Source organism: Streptomyces sp. NRRL B-24085 (assembly GCF_001282115.1).
In the GTDB taxonomy this organism is placed as follows: Bacteria; Actinomycetota; Actinomycetes; order Streptomycetales; family Streptomycetaceae; genus Streptomyces.
In genome coordinates, this window is sequence record NZ_LJBR01000154.1 from 13354 (window position 1) to 30887 (window position 17534).

15 protein-coding genes are annotated in these 17534 nt (G+C 70.6%); 5 read left to right on the forward strand and 10 right to left on the reverse strand.

What is annotated here, in order from left to right; genetic code table 11:
- Positions 1 to 4 precede the first annotated feature (4 nt).
- Positions 5 to 703 (forward strand): Lsr2 dimerization domain-containing protein, encoded by a 699-nt coding sequence (locus AOJ26_RS44925; protein WP_373413156.1) that lies wholly within the window; start codon positions 5 to 7, stop codon positions 701 to 703.
- 76 nt (positions 704 to 779) lie between these two features.
- Here the strand turns inward: AOJ26_RS44925 and AOJ26_RS18315 are convergent, their stop codons facing one another.
- The 3 genes from AOJ26_RS18315 to AOJ26_RS18325 form a co-directional block, all read right to left on the reverse strand.
- A complete protein-coding gene (locus AOJ26_RS18315; RefSeq protein WP_053849384.1) occupies positions 780 to 1226 on the reverse strand; it encodes an SPW repeat protein in 447 nt (148 codons plus the stop codon).
- Between the two features lie 459 nt (positions 1227 to 1685).
- Positions 1686 to 1910, reverse strand: coding sequence for a translation initiation factor IF-1 (gene infA, locus AOJ26_RS18320; RefSeq protein WP_053849385.1), 225 nt, complete (start codon positions 1908 to 1910; stop codon positions 1686 to 1688).
- Entirely contained in the window at positions 1907 to 2698 is a 792-nt protein-coding gene (locus AOJ26_RS18325; RefSeq protein ID WP_053849386.1) for a GNAT family N-acetyltransferase, read from the reverse strand. Before AOJ26_RS18325 ends, infA begins: the two co-directional genes overlap by 4 nt.
- A gap of 463 nt (positions 2699 to 3161) precedes the next feature.
- On the opposite strand from AOJ26_RS18325, the gene AOJ26_RS18330 reads away from it, so the two are divergent.
- On the forward strand, positions 3162 to 3536 hold the full coding sequence (locus AOJ26_RS18330) for a hypothetical protein (RefSeq protein WP_053849387.1): 375 nt from the start codon (positions 3162 to 3164) through the stop codon (positions 3534 to 3536).
- Positions 3537 to 4114: 578 nt separating this feature from the next.
- Positions 4115 to 7978, forward strand: a complete 3864-nt coding sequence (locus tag AOJ26_RS18335; protein ID WP_053849388.1) for an XRE family transcriptional regulator — start codon at positions 4115 to 4117, stop codon at positions 7976 to 7978.
- A gap of 61 nt (positions 7979 to 8039) precedes the next feature.
- On the opposite strand, the gene AOJ26_RS18340 is transcribed toward AOJ26_RS18335, so the two are convergent.
- The 7 genes from AOJ26_RS18340 to AOJ26_RS18370 all read right to left on the reverse strand — a co-directional run bounded on the left by AOJ26_RS18340 (position 8040) and on the right by AOJ26_RS18370 (position 15455).
- The gene (locus tag AOJ26_RS18340) at positions 8040 to 8387 is read right to left on the reverse strand and encodes a hypothetical protein (protein ID WP_053849389.1); all 348 of its coding nucleotides are present in this window, start codon (positions 8385 to 8387) and stop codon (positions 8040 to 8042) included.
- A 3-nt stretch (positions 8388 to 8390) separates the two neighbouring features.
- Positions 8391 to 8783: a peptidase inhibitor family I36 protein gene (locus AOJ26_RS18345; RefSeq protein WP_053849390.1), complete on the reverse strand. Its 393-nt coding sequence runs from the start codon at positions 8781 to 8783 to the stop codon at positions 8391 to 8393.
- 163 nt (positions 8784 to 8946) lie between these two features.
- Positions 8947 to 11976 (reverse strand): caspase, EACC1-associated type, encoded by a 3030-nt coding sequence (locus tag AOJ26_RS18350; RefSeq protein ID WP_053849391.1) that lies wholly within the window; start codon positions 11974 to 11976, stop codon positions 8947 to 8949.
- Complete coding sequence (locus AOJ26_RS18355) at positions 11973 to 12407, reverse strand: effector-associated constant component EACC1 (protein WP_199828853.1); 435 nt, start codon at positions 12405 to 12407, stop codon at positions 11973 to 11975. Before AOJ26_RS18355 ends, AOJ26_RS18350 begins: the two co-directional genes overlap by 4 nt.
- Positions 12408 to 12994: 587 nt before the next feature.
- A complete protein-coding gene (locus tag AOJ26_RS18360) occupies positions 12995 to 13531 on the reverse strand; it encodes a GNAT family N-acetyltransferase (RefSeq protein WP_053849393.1) in 537 nt (178 codons plus the stop codon).
- A 171-nt stretch (positions 13532 to 13702) separates the two neighbouring features.
- Entirely contained in the window at positions 13703 to 14278 is a 576-nt protein-coding gene (locus AOJ26_RS18365) for a hypothetical protein (protein WP_053849394.1), read from the reverse strand.
- Positions 14279 to 14474: 196 nt separating this feature from the next.
- Complete coding sequence (locus AOJ26_RS18370; RefSeq protein WP_053849395.1) at positions 14475 to 15455, reverse strand: ArsR/SmtB family transcription factor; 981 nt, start codon at positions 15453 to 15455, stop codon at positions 14475 to 14477.
- Positions 15456 to 15544: 89 nt separating this feature from the next.
- Between AOJ26_RS18370 and AOJ26_RS18375 the strand changes: the two genes are divergently transcribed.
- Both AOJ26_RS18375 and AOJ26_RS18380 read left to right on the forward strand, forming a co-directional pair.
- Entirely contained in the window at positions 15545 to 16861 is a 1317-nt protein-coding gene (locus tag AOJ26_RS18375) for an MFS transporter (protein ID WP_053849396.1), read from the forward strand.
- 19 nt (positions 16862 to 16880) lie between these two features.
- Positions 16881 to 17516: a DinB family protein gene (locus AOJ26_RS18380; protein WP_053849397.1), complete on the forward strand. Its 636-nt coding sequence runs from the start codon at positions 16881 to 16883 to the stop codon at positions 17514 to 17516.
- The last annotated feature ends 18 nt before the right edge of the window (positions 17517 to 17534 follow it).

Sequence of the window (17534 nt, forward strand, 5' to 3'; positions counted from 1 at the left end):
TCCGATGGCCGGGACCGGAGATGTACGTGAGGCGTGGGGCCGGATCACCGCGTGGCTCGAACGGAACGAACCGGATGTTCTGGCGGCACTCGGCGGTCCGGTCAGCCGGTCTGCCGTCAGAGACGCCGAACTGCGCATGGGTGTGGAACTGCCGGAGGAGATGTGGCAGTGGCTGCTGGCGAACGACATCGATGCGGGCAGGCACCCCGATGACCGATCCTGCCTGGTGGCCTTCGGGCTCCCGTTCCCTCTCCCCGGCGGGCATCTCCTCCTGGGGCTGACGGACATCCAGCGGGTCTGCCTCAGCCAGAGGGGACTGGAGGAGGCACAGCCGTCCGCTGACTCCGACCGTCCGCTGTGGCGCCGAGAGTGGGTGCCGATCGCCGCCGAGCGCGACGGTCTGTACGGGACGTTTCTGGACACGCGCAACGGAACCGTCGGGACGTGGGCCGAAGCGCACGGTCCCGAGGAGGGCGTGTACGCCTCGTTGTACGCGTTTTTCCAGGAGGCGGCGGACCGACTGGAAGGGGTCTCCTCGGGAGACTGGAGTGGTCCTGGGGCGCCTGACAGGGCCCTACGGCTCGATTCCCGTCCCGACGACGAGCCGATACGTCTCTGGGCACGCGCCCACGGTTATCAGGTGAATGATCGTGGGCGTGTCCCGGCGTCCATTCGTGAGGCTTTCGAGGTGTCGCGGCGGTGATCGCCGGGTCCGGTTGTATCCGCTGACGACCGACGAATGACCGCCGATGACTTGGATATCCGGGGGAGGGTGACGATCACATGCGCCGGGAGGAGCGGTCGCGGGACGACTGATCCACCGGGCGGGCGGCTGCGGCGGCCATGAGGGCCAGCAGAAGCCCGACCACGCCGACGATGATGTTGTTGACGATGGTCCTGGTGGTGCTGACGTCTCCTGCCACGACCCAGGGAGCGACGATCGTCCACGCGCTGAGTGCGCAAGCGGCCCAGGCCATGCTGTGCGACCGCTCGTATGCCCGGCCGAAACCACCGCTCATGATCACGGCGTATGCGATGCCGACGATCAGATTGTTGACCGTCAAGGTGGAGAAGCCGTTGAATCCCGCGATCCAGGGTGAGGCCGCCAGATAGAGGCCCGTGATCAGGGCCATCGCCTCGACGGCCTGTGCCCTCGGAGTGGTCGCGACACGCTCGGCCATCTCGTGCCGATTGTGCATGTCGAGGATGTCGGGATGTGTTGCCATGTCCGACCGGGGTTGGGTTGTCATTTCGCTATCTCCTGTATGTCTGTTTTGTGTCGTACATGTAGGTGAGTACCCCACGGGGACGAAGTAGTCGTCGCCGAGTCGCCCGCGTCCGAAGGTTTCGCGGGCCCGCGACCTGGCTGCGGCGGCGCGCAGAGGTGGCGTCGAGCCCGTCAGGATGCCGGATGCCCTCGTTGTTCCGCGGCCGTGGCAGTGGCGAGCGCGTGGTCGGCTGTTCCCTCGTCGGGCGGTGGCCCGACAGCCAAGTCGGCCGAACGCGACTGCGACCCGACGGCGACGCCGATTGCGCGGCTCGCGCCCACGGCGCCGACGCGGCCGCGACACCTGTGCCGTCGGCGTGCATCGGCCCGGCGTCCGGCGTCATCGACGCCCCAGTCAGGCGGACACTGTGACCGGGGCGTCGAGTTCAGCTGTCAGGAATGGTGCGACCGCTGTTGACTAGTTCCGGTACCGGAACACGATCCGGCCGCGGGTCAGGTCGTAGGGCGGGAGCTCGACCAGTACCCGGTCCGCCAGCATGATCTTGATGTAGTGCTTGCGGATCTTCCCGCTGATGTGCGCGAGCACTTGGTGGCCGTTCTCGAGCTCCACGGTGAACATGGCGCTGCGCAGGCACTCGACGACCTTGCCCTCGACTTCGATGACGTTCTTGTTCTTGGTCATCGCACCAGCTCCAGATTGCTGCTCATCCGCCGGGCGCCGATGCCCTCGAACAGTGCCGAGCCTGCTCGGTTGGACTCCTGGACCTCGGTCCAGGCCTCGGTGAATCCGGAGCGGTGCAGGGTCGCCAGCGCGTGCGCAAGCAACGCCCGTGCGATGCCGCGGCGCTGCTGGTCGGCCCGGACCGCGATCAGGCCGATGCGCGGGCGGATCGCCGTCACGACGCGGATCAGACCCAGGTAGCGGTCCGGGGCCGCGGCCACCGCGTACTTGGACGGGTCGACGATGGTGTCGCCTTCGCGACGGCGGACCACCTCGGCGGGCATCGACTGCCACCCGACGGTCGCCTCGACTTCGTCACGGATCGCGCGGTCCACGGCCCGCAGCAGACGTTCGTCCGCCTGACCGGCGGGGAGGATCGTCACGCCCGAGGGCGGCAGGACCGCGTCGAGGCGTGTGACCTGGGGATCGGTCGGTACGACGTACTCCCACTCGCGGCGCCGGAGGGTGAATCCTGCCCGCCGCCAGGCGGCTGTCAGCTCGATGTCGGCTTCGTCGACCACCGTGTACAGCGGGGACGGCAGCTCCTTCAGCATCGCTTCGGCGAGACGGTCGAAGGCGGTGTCGTGCCAGGCGTCGATGCTGATGAACAAGCGGCCGTCGGGGCGGTGTTGTGCATGCCCGCGACCGACCACCAGGTCGTCGTCCAGGGCGTGCCATTGCCTGTCCGCGACGCGCGTGATCATGACCGCGTGCTCGCTCAGGCCGGATGTGAAAGGCGTTGGTTTCATCGGAGTCTCCCTCCAGGAGTGCCTCGATCTCAGGCGCTCCTGGCGACACCGAACGTCAGCCGCCGGACCGTGACGGGTTGAGGGAGCACCCACGGGTAACTGCGTTCACGGGGCTCACCTCCATATGACGACTTCACGGTCCACCCGGAAAGTAGCAGCGGGTCGGCGCCGGGCTCAAACCTTTTTCCGGCAGCGCCGGCAGACGTCGGTGGCGTCGGTTGCGTCGGCGGTTCGACCACCAGCGGGCAGGGCCGGCCGCCGGCGACAAGGGCCTTCCGCCGGGTCACTTCGAGCAGGATCGAATGCATGGACGAGGCGACGCGGTCGTCGCAGGGTTGGTGTGCCTGACGGCGGCGGCGGGGGAACTCCTTCGGCCGCGTCGCCAGGGAGGTCCGGCCCGGCATCCGCCAGGGGTCGGTGGTGACGGTCGGCGAGGAGCCGGCCGGGACGGAGGGACACCACAATGCGCAGGATCACGCGGGGCGCCGCCGCGCTCGCCATGGCCACGGCCGCCGTGGCGGCGATCGGAACCAGCTCGGCCGACGCGAGCGACAGGACCGTGTTCGGCTGCCCCGGTGGAGCGGTCTGCATCTATCCGGAGGGCGCTGACATCCACACCAGCAATCCGACGAACGTCTACTACAGCTACGGAGCCCACAACCTCAGCAACCAGTTCGGCAACCACTATGTACTCAACAACCAGTACGGCAGCGCCAACGCCACCGCCCAGCTGTGCAACGGCTACAACGGCGTCAACTGTGTGATCACCATCGGGCTGAACGAGTTCGGCTACTACAACCTGACGCCGATCAACTCCGTCGTCCTCAACCGGCCGTAGCCGCCCCTCAGCAGCCGGGACCGAGGCACGGTTCGCACGCCGACCGCCTTCTCGGTCGTGGAACCGTCCCCGTTCCCGGCTGCGTTCATTTCGACTGGTTCGACCATGAGCCGTCCCCTTGAACGGCGAGCGGAGCTGAGTTCCACGGCATTCGAACGGCGCTCTCGCTGGTACGACCACCGGCGACCCGCGACCCGCGACCGGCGACCGGCGACCGGCGGCCGATGGCCACGACCGTCACCGCCGCGCCACCACCGCCCTGGTCCCGTTGCTGCTGATCCCCTTCTCCGGCGACCCGGTAGCCGCCACCGTCCTGACCTTCCTCGTGGGGGCCTCGGGCGAAGCCAGCGCGAGCGCCCCTCCTGCGCCATGAGCAGGAACCTGTTTCGCCTCATGTGTTCTCTCCTTCCACGAGGCCCGTCCCTGTGCGGAGTGCGGGCCGGCTGTCTGGCCAAGGTGTAGCGGACCGCGCGTCGTTCGCGTTCGGTGACTGGTGTCGAACAGACAAGTCCTGAAAAATGTGGCGACGCAGCCGACCACTGCGACGTGCGGGAAGAGCAGAACGGGGAGGTGCGGCGATGCCGCGCAGAGAGCGTCCGCTGGACGCGGGGGAAGGTCCGTTACTGGAGCTGGCCGCGGGGCTGAGGCAACTGCGGCGCAAGGCGGGCAACCCGCCCTACCGGGAGCTGGCGGAACAGGCGCACTACTCGATCTCGACCTTGTCCTCGGCGGCGTCCGGGCAGCGACTGCCCACGCTGGCGGTGACGTTGGCGTACGTGCGCGTCTGCGACGGCGATCTGGCGGAATGGGAGCGCCGCTGGCAGGAGACGGCGGAGCAACTGGGGGAGGCGTACACCGAGCCCGCCCCGGTGGAGGAGTCCGGCCGGGCCTCGCCGTACGCGGGGCTGCGGTCGTTCCGGGAGCAGGACGCGCAGTGGTTCTTCGGCCGGGAGCGGCTCGTGGAGGACCTGACCGAGCGGTTGCGGCGACAGCGGTTCGTGGTGGTGATCGGAGCCTCCGGGTCGGGCAAGTCGTCACTGTTGCGGGCGGGTGTGGTGCCACGTCTGCGGGCCGCGATGACGACGGTGGTGGTGACGCCGGGGCCACGGCCGCTGGAGGAGTGCGCCGTACGGCTGGGCGCGCTGGCGGGGCTCACGCCGGGCGGGGTGTACGAGGAGCTGCGGCAGGATCCGGCGAACCTGGGCCGGGTGGTGCGTCAGGTCGCCGCCCGTTCCGAAGCCGGTGATGGCGACGGCGATGGCGGCGGCGAGAGCACGGGCGACGGCAACGGCGACGTGGTGCTGGTCGTCGACCAGTTCGAGGAAACCTTCACGCTGTGCCCGGACGACGGCGAGCGGGACTGCTTCATCGAGGCCCTCGTGACCGCTGCCCTGGACAAGGGCGGCCGGTGTCGGGTGGCCCTCGGGGTGCGCGCCGACTTCTACGCGCACTGCACCCACCATCCGCTGTTGGTGGAGGCGATGCGTGACGCGCAGGTGCCGGTCGGACCCATGAGCCTGGACGAACTGCGCCGGGCCGTGGTGAGACCCGCCCAGCGGGCCGGACTGACCGTCGAGGGCGCGCTGTTGGCCTCGCTCACGGCACAGGCGCACGGCCAGGCCGGAGTGCTGCCGCTGCTGTCGCACGCTCTGTTGCAGACCTGGCGGCGACGGCGGGGCAACGCCCTGACGCTGGCCGCGTTCGAGGCGGTGGGCGGACTCGAGGGCGGTCTGGCGCGCACCGCCGAGGAGTTCTACCAGCAGTTGGAGCCGGGGCGACGCGAGCTGGCCCGGCGCGTGTTCGTACGCCTGACCGCGCTGGGGGAGGGGACGGAGGACACCCGGCGCCCGGCGCGCCTTGCGGAGCTGGAGGGGCTCGCCGGGGCCGGTGACGGCGGCCTCGGCGCCGTACTGGACCGTGCGGCCCGGGCGCGGCTGCTGACGTTGGACCACGAGCGGGTGGAGCTCGCCCACGAGGCTCTGATCCGGTGCTGGCCCAGGCTGCATGGATGGCTGTCCGAGGACCGGGAGGCCCTGCGGACCCTGCGTCAGCTCACCGGCGCGGCGCAGGTCTGGGAGGGACTGCGCCGGGACCCCGGTGCGCTGTACCGGGGCACCGGCCTCGACCTGGCCGCCGGGCTCGACCGCGCGTCCTTGTCCGTGGTGGAGCGGGAGTTCCTGGACGCGAGCCTCGCCGCCCGGACGGCCGAACAGGCGGCGGCGCGGCGGCGCGTGCGGTTCCGGCGCGGAGCGGTGGCGCTGCTGACCGCTCTGGTCGTCGTCGCGAGCACGACCGCGGTCTTCGCCGTGCGGGCACAGCGGGCGGCGGACCGGCAGCGAGACGCGGCCAGTTCGCAGAGGGCCGCGGAGAAGGCCACGGCACTGCGGGCGTCCGACCCCGCGCTGGCCGCGCAGGTGGGGCTGGCCGCCTACCGGCTGTCGCCCACCCCCGAGGCCCGGGGCACCCTGCTCAGCACCTTCGCCACCGCGTACGCCACGCAGTTGCCCGACTGGACGAGCACCGCCACGACAATGGCCTTCAGCGCCGACAGCCGGGTGCTGGCGACTGGCGACAGCGACCGGACCGTGCGCCTGTGGCGTGCCTCGGACGCCCACCGGCCGGCCGAGTTGAGCAGGCTGCCGCGACTGACCGGACCTGTCCGCACGGTCGCCGTCAGCCCGGACGCCGGTCTCCTGGCCGCGGGAGACGACCTCGGCGCGACCCAGCTGTGGGACATCGGCGATCCACGGCACCCGCGACTCGCCGCCCGCCTGCCCGCCGCCGCGGGCCCCCTCACAGGACTGGGTTTCGCTCCGGGCGGCCAGACCCTGGCGGCGGTCTCCCGCGACGAGATCCGGTTGTGGCGGCTGTCCGATCCACGACGGCCGCGTCTGTCGGCCGCCGCCCGTGTGCCCGCCGCCGTGACCGCGGTGGCGTTCCGCCGGGACGGGCGCGCGCTGGCCACGGGCCACTCCGACCGTACGGTGCGGCTGTGGCAGGTGACCGAGTCCGGTCGGCGGCTGCGGCAGTCGCCGCCCGCGACCGCCCACGGCGGTACGGTCGACGCCCTCGCGTTCGCCCCGGACGGCCGCACCCTGGCGACCGGTGGCGCCGACTTCACGGTCCGGTTGTGGGACGTGGCCGGGTCCCGACGGCCGCGCGCGACGGAGGTGCTCTCCGGGCACACCGACGCGGTCGACGCCGTGGGCTTCAGCCCCGACGGCCGCACCCTCGCCTCCGCCGGCGTCGACGGCACGGTACGACGCTGGGAGTTGACCGGACACGGTCCCGGCCGGGCGTCGGCCGTCCTCATGGGCCACACCGGACGTGTCGTGTCGCTGGTCTTCAGCCCTGACGGCCGCACTCTGGCCACCGGCAGCGAGGACCAGACCGTACGGCTGTGGGACCTGCCCGGACCGGCGATGACGGGTCACACCAGCTCGGTCTACTCCGTCGCCTTCAGCCCGGACGGCCGCACCCTGGCCACCGGCAGCTACGACCGCAGCGTGCGCCTGTGGAACCTCACCGACGCGCGGCGCCCCCGTCAGCTCACCGAACTCACCGGGCACACGGCCCCCGTCAACTCCGTGGTGTTCCGGCCGGCCGGGCACACCCTGGCCAGCGGCAGTGCCGACGGCACACTGCGCCTGTGGAACGTCGAATCCGCGCACCGCGCTCGCCAACTGCACGCCGTGGCCGGTCACATCGGCCACATCAACTCGGTGGCGTTCAGTCCCGACGGCCGCGTCCTGGCCACCGGCGGCGAGCGGGGCAGCGTACGGCTGTGGGACACGACGGACCCACGACGGCGTCCCCGTCCCCTGTCCGCGATGCCGGGCACCCATGCCGTGGACTGCGTGGCCTTCGCCCCGGACGGCCGCACACTGGCCGTGGCCGACAGGAACCGCAAGGTCACCCTGTGGAACGTGGCCGGGCCACGGCATCCCGCCCGCGCGGCCGTTCTCGCCGGCCACACCGGGGCGGTGAAGTCGGTCGCGTTCAGCCCGGACGGCCGCACCCTGGCCACCGGCAGCGAGGACCGCACCGTACGACTGTGGGATCTCACCGAGCCGCGGCGTCCGCTCGCACGGGACCGGTTGACCGGCTACACCGACGGCGTCATGGCGGTCGCCTTCGCCGCGGACCGTCGCACGCTGGCCGCCACGAGCTCCGACAACACCGTACGGCTGTACGGGCTTACCGAGCGCGGGCGAGCCCGGGAGCTGGCCGTGCTGGCGGGTCACACCAAGCCGGTGGACGCCGTCGCCTTCAGCCCGGACGGCCGTACCGTGGCCACCGGCAGCGAGGACTGGACCGCGTTGCTGTGGGACCCCGCCGTCGGACGGGTGGCCTCCCGGATCTGTCACACCGTCACTCCGGAGATCACTCGCGCCGAATGGCGCCAGTACTTCACGCAGCAGAGGTACCGCCCACCGTGCTGAGTTCCCGTCGGCGGAAGGGCCGTTCACCCGTCAGGTGGTGAACGGCCCTTCCGCGCGCCCGTCAGAAGAAGCAGTCCGAGACCCATCCCCGCACGAGGATCCGGTAGTTGAGCACGTCGTGCCAGACATGGCTGACCCGGCCGTCCGGACAGGCCGTCGAGGGGCCCGAGGTGGACGCGTACCAGTGGACGCAGTCGCCGTTCTGGGCCGTACCGACCCACCGTCCACCGGGTGCGTCACGCATGGTGACGTTGGTTCCCTTGATGACGCTGACCGGGCCGCCCGGAGTACAGACCTGGGCGGCCGTGGCCCGGGTCGGCGTCGGCGAAGCCGCCTCGGCGGAGGTCGCCGTGGCGCTCAGGACCATCGCGCACCCGAGCGCGGCTGCGGCGAAGTGGCGTAAGGGCATGGTTCAGTCCTTGGCCAGGCAGGAGACGCAGGCGGCTTTGAAGCTGTACGCGTTGAACCCGATGTCGGGATTCTCGGAGTGCGCCCGTACCGCGTGGGACCTTCCGGTGCAGTTGCTGTTCGCGTAGAAGTACCCCTCCTGACGGTGATAGTGGGCGTACGAACGCACGGAGCCGACGTGCGAGGTCAGGTAACACCCTCCGGAGACGAGATCGCCGGTGTACGAGATGCCGCTGCCGCTGAAGTTGGCGCCGGACCACCAGCAGTACGACCCCTGGTTGCAGGGGGCCGCGGCCGGTGCCGCCGACGACGGGGACGCGCCCAGCATCAGCAGAGCGGCCGCGGCGCCGGCGGTGAAGGCCTTGGCGAGGTGCGTGGAGACCGTGGGTAAAGCCATGTCGTTCCTCTCCGGGAGTTCAGCAGAAGTCGCGCGGTGTTCGGCTCAACAGGTAGCAGCTCGGGGTTGTTCGCCTTCGGGGCGCCGGTGCCGAACAAACAACGCACGGAAAATGCCGGGCAGGCTCTGAGCCCCCCCATCGCCCACGACCTCGATGGGGGGCTCAGGGGACCTTCACGGTGAAGTGCGAGACCGCGTGCGGTGCCGCCGTCCGGAAGGACGCGATGTCTCCGAAGAGGGCGAGCCCTACTCGGTCACCCTTGGGGGACACCGCGATGGCCATCGGGGTCTGTTCCACGTCGACAGGACTCGCCAGAGCCTTCATCGTCCTCGTGTCCACGACCGAGACACTGCCGCCGTCGAAGCGGTTGTTGATGACGTACAGGCGACGGCCGTCGGGGCTCACGGCCATGCGGTGCACGACGGAGTCGGGCAGGTCGGTCATGCCCTGCACCGTGCCGCTCTCCGTGTCGACGGACACGGCCACCGAACGCTTGTCGTCGACTTCACCGCCACTGGTCTCCACGACCGCGAAGAGGCGCCTGCCGTCGGCGGGGTCCGCAGTGAGCGACCCGGCCTTGCCTCCGAGTTCGATCGGGGTCCCGACCGCCTTGCCGGTGTCCGGGTCGATCACCGAGACAGAGGTGCCGCGGGCCACGTAAAGACGACGGCCGTCAGGACTTACCGTCGCATCCGCCCAGTCCTTGCCCAGCGGAACGCGGCGGCCGGAGACCTGGTCGGTGCCGGTGTCGATCGACGCGGCCTCGTCGGGCGTCTTGCTGAACACCCAGGCACGGTGGCCCGGTGCTGTCTCGATCTTGACCGGCGTGCCGCCGAGGCGCAGGGGTGCGCCCACGGGTTCCAGTTCCGGTGTGGCGACCACCGTGACGGTACGGGCGGCGGGCTGTACCAGATACAGATTGCCGTCGTCACTGCGGGCGATGTCCGTGGCCGCCGCGTCGAGCGCGACAGGGCCCTTGACGGTCCGGCCGTTCACAGCGTCGACAGCGCTGATCGATCCCGGCGGGTCGTCGCGCGCCTTGATCGCCCAGTACAACTCGGTGATGACATAGAGGTTCCTGCCGTCCTCGTCGTAGGCGATGCCCAGCGGCGTCACCGCGGAACGGTCCGCCATGCGGCCGGCGAGAACGCCACCTCCGAAGGTCAGGGCGGCAAGCATGACGAGGCACGCCACCGGTGTCGGCCACCGCGGCCGCCGTGGCGGCCCCTCCGCGGCACGGCCCCAGCGCGCCAGGATTGCCGCGAGGGCGGCCAGCGCCACCGGTGCGGCCGCGGCCGGCACGAAGTTGATCAGGGGCTCTCCGAACCCGCCCAGCCACACGTACCCCGCCGTCATCACCCCGAGCGTGACCGCCGTCCAGCCGAGCAACAGGGTGTGGCCGAATCGACGTGGGACGAGTGCGGCCGCGCTGACGGGGACGACGGCCGCCGTCACGCCGGTGACCTGGAGAGCCTGGAACCACCGAGAGACATCCGGGCGCGGGTTGACCTGTCGAAGCCCGGCGAGCTGGTGCAGCAGAAGTGCGCACCCGAGGACGCCGACCAGGACGACCGCGCACGCCGCGCCCAGCACGATCCAGCTCCGGACACCACGCGGCGGCCGGAGATCGAGGGTGGCCTCCCCGGCGCGTACGAGAGAGAACACGGCGAGTGCAGTGGCCGCGAAGACCAGCGCGTGACCGGCGAGTTCGAACCAGGCGACGTCCTTCAGCAGGTCGAAGTCGCCGGTCGCGTCGTCGGCGAAGTACACGATGCCCCATGAGGACGCGGCCGCCGCTCCGAGGATCAGACCTGTCCCGGTAGGCCTCCGGAACTTCGGAACGATCAGGAGAACCGCCGCGCCCAGGGTGACCGCGGACATGCCCACGGCATACCAGCCGATGCCGCCCCCCGCCTGTGCGCCGAACGGGGAAAAAGCCGCACTGTGCCGCAGCAGTCCTTGGATCATCAGCGCGGAGGCGAGGACGGCCAGGCCACCGGCCAGCCCCCGCAGGCCGAGGGCGTACAAGCGTGTCCCGACTCGCTGGGCAAGGATGTGGGCATCCGAACGAAGGCGTGCCGCACCAAGCCGGAGACTCTCCTTCAACAAGTCCGCGACAGACGGCACTTCGGGGTCACCGCTTGGGGGTTCCGGCGGGTTCTTCTCCGGCGTCCGGGGTGTGCTCGGAGCCGGCGCCTCCGCGACCTGCTCGCCGGGCACCGTGGTGTCGGCGGTCACGTCCGGCTCCGACGGTTCCCTCCCCAGCAGTGCCCTCGCCGCCGCCGACACCTTGCGGCTGTCGTCCCCGGCCAGCCGTTCGAGCTGCTCTCCCACCTTCGTCCGCACCATCTCGTTGCCGACCCGGCGCAGATGGGCGAGGCCGTCGAGGGCGGACAACCGGTCGTCGGGGACGGGGCTGCTCAGGGCGTTGCCGAGATAGGTGGGCAGGGACCAGTGGATGTTGCGGGCGATGACGATACGGCCCTCGACGTCGTCAAGCCGCTTGGGCCGTTGCTGAGGCATCTCGTCGACCACGCGATCGTGGACGTACCGGTACAGCTCGTCGAGCGTGATGTCACCGTCGCCGTCCAGGTCGGCGGTCCCCTCCCGCAGGCCGGTGACCAGGTGACGGGTAAAGACCGACTGGACGGCGGAGCCACTGAGCCGGTCGCCCTCGTAGGAGTACTGCATGGCGTCGGACGCGGTCAGGACCGTACGGCCCCGGCCCTGGAAGCGTTCGAGCGTGTGTATCTGCGGGTCCGACTTGGTCAGGCGGGCCGCCGGGAAGGCGCCGCTGTAGCAGCAGTCGAGAATCAGGACCTTGCGCCGCGACTCGCTGCCGCTCATGGCCTGATCGACCTGCTCGGCGGCCAGTGAGGTGAACAGGAGGCTGCCGCGGCGGGTGTTGCGCATGGCCAGGTACAGTCGGCCGTCCTCGTCCTTGAGCCCGTGGCCGGTGAAGTACAAAAGGACGAGGTCGTCGCTGCGACGGTTGTCGAAGAGGTCGCCCACCGCTTCGCCGACCCGGTAGTGCGGTTCGTTGACGAGGAGGGTGACGTCGAAGCCGGCGACGGCCGGGTCACGCAGGACGTCGGCGAGCGCCTCGGCGTCGTGGGCGGGGGCGGTCAGGCGGCTGAGGCCCGGATCGTCGTGCTCGTACGTGGCGACCAGCAGCGCGAGACGACGGCTCATGACGGATCGGATCCACCGTGACGTCGGATGAACGCCTGTATGAGAGCGGCGCGTTCGGAGTCGCCGGCGTGCTCCAGTTCCAGGCTGTCCTCACCGATGGTGACCACGATGCGATCACGTGCGCCGCGCCGCCCCAGCCAGTCGCGCAGGGTGTCCACCAGCGCCGTGAGCACCCCGCCGGACGCGCTGAGAGCCACCACGATCGCGCCGATGGTGACGGCATCACCCTTCGTGCCGGGCGGCGGCGGAGCTGAGGGGGCAGGGCGCGGACGGACGCCGTGCAGGTCTCCGAGCTCCCGGCGCAGAGCACGGGTCAGCCGCTCCACCGTCTCGGCTTCGCCGCCGTCCGGGACGATGCGCAGCCCGACGGCCAACTCGGCCTCCTGCGCGCTGCGTGCACTTGCTCTGTCCATCGGGTCCGACGCGTTCATGAGCACCCCCGTTGCCTGTTCACAGTGTGGCGCTCAAGCAGGTGCCGCGGCAGCCCTTTGCCGCACACGTCAACTCTGCGTGACGTCTTGGGCGAACTGGTGGCCGTTCATCGAGCGATTGCGACCCGGACCGACGGAGAGGCGGTCGAGGGCCGAGTCCGGGGTGTCGGGAAGGGGCACCCGCTGGAGTACCTTCACGACCACGGCTCCACGCCGTGGGCTTTCACTTTCCATCACTCGTTCGCCCTGGAGAAAACACCGGCCAGGAGCAAGCAAATCGGGCCGAAGGGTGACCAAGTTCGCTGAAAAGGGAGCCTGGACGACTGGTTCGCTGTCGAGACGTTCAGCATCCACGTAGAAATGACCGTCCGCCGCTAAGGCTTTGGCGGTGATCGAGCCGACTGCTCCGGTGACGTCACCGACGGTCCGAAAAGGGCTTCCGTACTGTGACGATTCAGGACCATCTCCGAGCGCTGGCCACACGAGCAATGTGCTCTCCATCCGAGACCCGGATATCGTCGGGCCGATCGCGGCAAGCCTGAGGTGTTCCGATGGTCCCGGTACTCGTCTCCACCATGGTCGGTGTGTCAACGTGCCCTGACCGGGGGCCACATGCCGAGCCACTGCTCGGCGTCCCAGGCCTTGAACCGCTCGACTTCGACGAACCCGAGCTTCGCCGCGAGACGTATCGAACTGACGTTGGCGGACTGGGTGGTGAGCACCACCGGTTCGCGGGGAAACGCGTCGGCGAACCAGTCGAGTGCTGCCGCGCACGCCTCGGCGGCGTATCCGCGTCCCCAGACCCGCGGCAGGAACAGATAGCCGAGTTCGGCCTTCCCCGCGGCTGCCGGCCGACGGTGCCCCGTTGCTCTCCGGAGGAGGATGTGGCCGATCATCGACCCGGCCAGCTCGACGACGAAGCTTCCGGGCCACTGCTCGGGCACTTCGGGTATCTCACGCTCGAGTTCGGCACGCGGGCGGGGACCCCCGAGGTAGGTGTGCACCTCCGGCGACGCCAGCAACTCGACGAACACCGCCCGGTCCCGGGCCTCGGGCGCACGGAGCACGAGCCTCTCGGTCCTGATCGGGGGAGGCGGCCAGGAGGCAGGTCCAAGATCAGTCATGCCGGGCAAACTATCGCAGCCCGCTGAGCAGTTGCCGCGGGGACCGGAACAGAGGTGACCTCGTCATTCAGGCGTCGTCTCAGTCGCGGGTAGGCCGAGAGCGGATGAGCCGGGATGCCCCAGTGGCACGACTGTGCAGGCACATTGACGGTGGGGGCCCGTCGTACCGACTCAGTTGCGCAGCCGGGCGAGTTCGTCGGCGCGACGGCGGTCCTTCGGGCGACCGAGGGCCCGGCGCATGCGGATCAGGTCGTCGAGTGCGGCGTAGCGGATGGTGAATCCTGCGGGGTCGCGCGTGGTTTCCGCCGAGGCCAAGCAGGGGGTGACATCCATCGCACCCCAGCGCAGCTCGGGAGTGCACAGGTCTCCACTGGCACCGGTGACCCGGTAACCCACCTGGGAACGAGCGAGATCGGGCAGTTCGGTGCAGCCGCACCGGGCCAGGGCATCGCGCAGGGCGCGTGCCTCGGCTGGGGTGCCGTCCCAGAGCAGGTCGAGGTCTCCGGTCAGTTCGGTGGATCCGTGCATGATGCCGGCGACCTGGCCGATGACTATCGCGCGCGAGCCGGCGTCGTGGATTGCCCGGAGGAAGGGGAAGGGATCGAAGCCGAGTGCCCCGTCTGTGGCGAAGGTGCCCAGGAGATCGTCGGCTTCCTCTGGGCGGCGCCCGATGGGGACACGTGCTCGCGTTGCGTCTTCGGTTCGGGCGATGGCTTGCCGCAGGCGCAGGGCAGCTGTCTGGCTCATGTGCCCATCCAACACGAGCGAACCCTGCCGGCGATCAGAAGGGGTGCGGCCCGGGTTCGCCCGCACCTCGTCGAGTAACGGCGGCGCCGGAGAAGCCTGTTCCCGGTAGTCCCGGCCCTCATCGCGAAGTGTCCGGAAGCCCGTGGCTCGGACGCGGCGAGTGTCGGGTGCGGACAAGCGGTGCTGGTCTGGACGCTCAGCCCGAAGCGGCCACCAGCGCCTCGCCGAGCGGAGTGCGCCGGTAGAGCACCGAGCGTCCTGACCGGGCGCGGACGAGCAGCCCCGCGTCCCGCAGGATGGCGAGGTGGTCTCCCACCGCGCCGGGCGCCATGGCGAGGCTCCGGGCGAGGTGGCTGGTACTGGCCGGGGCGTCGAGCGCCGACAGCAGCCGGGCTCGGGCCCGGCCGACCAGAGCGGTCAGCGCGTCCGGCCGGGGGCCGGTCTCCTGCTCACCCCACAGGGCGGCGGTGCCGCGGGCGGGGTAGATCAGGGTTCTGGGCCAGGGGTCCTCCAGATGGGCGGCGATGTTCGCGACGAAGACCGAGGGGATCAGCAGCAGTCCGTCACCGACGAGGTGGACGTTTCCGGCTGGGGGAAAGGCGCCGATCTCGATACCGCCGGCACGCCAGTCGATGCTCGGGTGCAGGCTCTCGATGGCCGTGGCCCAACCGTGTTCGCCGATCACCCCCACCCGGTGCACGACATCGCGCTCACAGATCGCGCGCAGTTGCGGCCAGTCCGTGGCGAGCAGCTCCTGCCACGCCCGGTCCATCGCCTCCGCGATCCTGGAGACGGCGTCAGCGGAGTCCAGCACCGCACGCACGCGGGGATCCCGGGCGGCCCGTCCGGTCGCGGTGGTGGCGAATTCGAGGCGGGCCGCCTCCAGCGGGGTGGCCCGGATCACGGCCAGGTCGTCCGCCCAGGTCTGTGTGAGGCCGCGCGGGGGCGGGGCCACGAAGTTCGGTCCGGACTGCGGGGTGTGCAGGGCGAGGACGGCGTCCAGTTCCGTCTCGCGGCGAAGCCGTTCGAAAGCGGGCAGGAGCCGGGCTGCCCAGGCGCGCGGCAGCGGCCGGTTCTGGCCGGCGAGCGAGCGCAACAGCAGGCAGAGGTCCATCGCGGGCGACAGTGCGAAGCGGCTGCGCAGCAGGTCCTCGACGGAGACTTCGAAGCGGAGCACCCCGCGATGCTATCGCCGAGGCCCCGCTTGGATTCGTCCAGCGACGAATCATTGGTGAGCGGTAGGGGTGCACGGCGAGGCTGCGCGTCATGACCCCCTCTGCCGGACCCACGCAGGGCGACCACCGTGCCACGTATCGGGAGGTGCTGGCCGAGCCGCGATTCCGGCTGCTGTTCACGACCCGAGCCGTCGCGATCACTGCGGCCTCGCTGCGGATCACGACGTTCTCGGTGCTGGTCTTCACGACCACCGGCTCGGCGCTGCTGAGCGCACTGGCCTTCGGCATCGGCTTTCTCCCGCAGTTGTTCGGCTCGCTGCTGCTGGGCTCGCTGGCCGACCGACTGCCGCCCCGCGCCCTCATCGCCGGGGGGTACGCCCTGGAGTGCGCCGCCGCTCTGCTGCTCGCCCTGGTGCGGATGCCGATCGCGGCAAGCCTCGGTGTCGTGGCGCTGGTCGCCCTCGCCGCACCGGTGTTCGGCGGCGCGTCGAGTCGGCTGGTCGCGCAGTGGCTGGAGGGCGACGCCTACGTACTGGGCCGTTCACTGAACAACATCGCCTCCTCCGGCGCGCAGTTGTTCGGTCTGGCACTGGGAGGTGCGGTCGTCGCCGCAGTCGGCCCGCACCGGGCGCTCGTGGTGAGCGCCGCCCTCTACCTCGGCTGCGCGCTCGCCGTCCGCATCCGGCTGCCCCGGCTGGAGCGGGGAGAGATCGGCGGCACGCCTGGCGGCGCTCGGGGCGATGGCGGGACCGTCCGGGCGAGCCTGCGCGGTGCCGGCCTGCTGCTGCGCGGACGCACCGTACGACGACTGATGCTGGCCCAGTGGCTACCGTCCGCGTTCGTGGCGGGCGCGGAAGGGCTGATCGTCGCCTACGCGGGAGGACACCACTTCGCGCCCGGCCGGTACGCGGTGCTGATGGGCTGTCTGCCGGTCGGCATGCTGGTCGGCGACCTGCTGGTGGGCCGACTGCTACGGCCACGCACCCGGGAGCGACTGGTAGTCCCGTTGATCGCGTTGACGGGGCTGCCGCTGGCCGGCTTCGTCACCGAGCCCGGGGTGGGCGTCTCGTCCTTTCTGCTGCTGCTCTGCGGCTTCGGGCTGGCCTACGGTCTGGGCCTGCAACGGCCGTTCCTGGACGCCCTTCCGCGGGACGGCCAGGGCCAGGCCTTCGGTCTGCTCGGCTCGGGCAGCATGACGTTGCAGGGCGTCGGGCCGGCCTGCCTCGGCCCGGTGGCCGCAGGCATCGGAACAGGCGGCGCGATCGCCCTGGCAGGCGGCGCGACGGTACTCACCGCCGGCTGGATTCTCACCTGGCATCCGGCCACTGCACCGGCCCCGGTCCGGAACCGCTCGACGAGAGCAGAGAAGGGCACAGAACAGCACGCCTGCGGCTCTCCAGCGCTGTGATACGGAAGGCTCATGCCGCATGACCGGTGAATTCGTGAAGGACAGCCTGCACGGGAGACTGCGGCGGGACCGCGAGGCACTGCTCTGGAAACTCGACGGCTTGTCCGAGTACGACGCCCGCCGACCCTTGACGGCGACCGGGACCAACCTCCTCGGCCTGGTCAAGCACGTGGCCACCGTCGAGGCCAGGTATTTCGGCGAGGTCTTCGACCGCCCCTGCCCCGAACCGCTGCCCCGGTGGCAGGACCACGACGGCAGCGACCTGTGGGCGACCGAGGACGAGACCCGCGATCAGATCACCGGGTTCTACCGGCGCACGTGGGAGCACTCGGACGCGACGATCAACGGGCTTCCTCTCGACGCCCCGGGCCACGTGCCGTGGTGGAAGGAGCCGTACCCCAACACGAACCTGTTCGCCATCATGGTCCACGTCCTCGGCGAGACCGTCCGCCATGCCGGGCACGCCGACATCCTGCGCGAGGGCCTCGACGGCCGGACCGGGGTGCGCGCCGAGAACGAGCAGCGGATCGACGAGGCAGCCCGAGCGGCCCACTGGGCGAAGATCGAGCAGGCTGCCGAGTCGGCCGCAGCAGTCGAGGCAGCGGCAGCCGGCAACCAGCCGCTCCTGCCCCCGTCCGGGCACTCGTCTCCATGAGATCCCTGGTGAGCGGGT

Excerpts from the sequence above, each read along its gene's own strand:
- infA (WP_053849385.1), bottom strand. The coding sequence starts at position 1,910 with ATGACCAAGAACAAGAACGTCATCGAAGTCGAGGGCAAGGTCGTCGAG.
- AOJ26_RS18325 (WP_053849386.1), bottom strand. The coding sequence starts at position 2,698 with ATGAAACCAACGCCTTTCACATCCGGCCTGAGCGAGCACGCGGTCATG.
- AOJ26_RS18335 (WP_053849388.1), top strand. The coding sequence starts at position 4,115 with ATGCCGCGCAGAGAGCGTCCGCTGGACGCGGGGGAAGGTCCGTTACTG.
- AOJ26_RS18330 (WP_053849387.1), top strand. The coding sequence starts at position 3,162 with ATGCGCAGGATCACGCGGGGCGCCGCCGCGCTCGCCATGGCCACGGCC.
- AOJ26_RS18350 (WP_053849391.1), bottom strand. The coding sequence starts at position 11,976 with ATGAGCCGTCGTCTCGCGCTGCTGGTCGCCACGTACGAGCACGACGAT.
- AOJ26_RS18365 (WP_053849394.1), bottom strand. The coding sequence starts at position 14,278 with ATGAGCCAGACAGCTGCCCTGCGCCTGCGGCAAGCCATCGCCCGAACC.
- AOJ26_RS18315 (WP_053849384.1), bottom strand. The coding sequence starts at position 1,226 with ATGGCAACACATCCCGACATCCTCGACATGCACAATCGGCACGAGATG.
- AOJ26_RS18360 (WP_053849393.1), bottom strand. The coding sequence starts at position 13,531 with ATGACTGATCTTGGACCTGCCTCCTGGCCGCCTCCCCCGATCAGGACC.
- AOJ26_RS18355 (WP_199828853.1), bottom strand. The coding sequence starts at position 12,407 with ATGAACGCGTCGGACCCGATGGACAGAGCAAGTGCACGCAGCGCGCAG.
- AOJ26_RS18375 (WP_053849396.1), top strand. The coding sequence starts at position 15,545 with ATGACCCCCTCTGCCGGACCCACGCAGGGCGACCACCGTGCCACGTAT.
- AOJ26_RS18380 (WP_053849397.1), top strand. The coding sequence starts at position 16,881 with ATGACCGGTGAATTCGTGAAGGACAGCCTGCACGGGAGACTGCGGCGG.
- AOJ26_RS44925 (WP_373413156.1), top strand. The coding sequence starts at position 5 with ATGGCCGGGACCGGAGATGTACGTGAGGCGTGGGGCCGGATCACCGCG.
- AOJ26_RS18345 (WP_053849390.1), bottom strand. The coding sequence starts at position 8,783 with ATGGCTTTACCCACGGTCTCCACGCACCTCGCCAAGGCCTTCACCGCC.
- AOJ26_RS18340 (WP_053849389.1), bottom strand. The coding sequence starts at position 8,387 with ATGCCCTTACGCCACTTCGCCGCAGCCGCGCTCGGGTGCGCGATGGTC.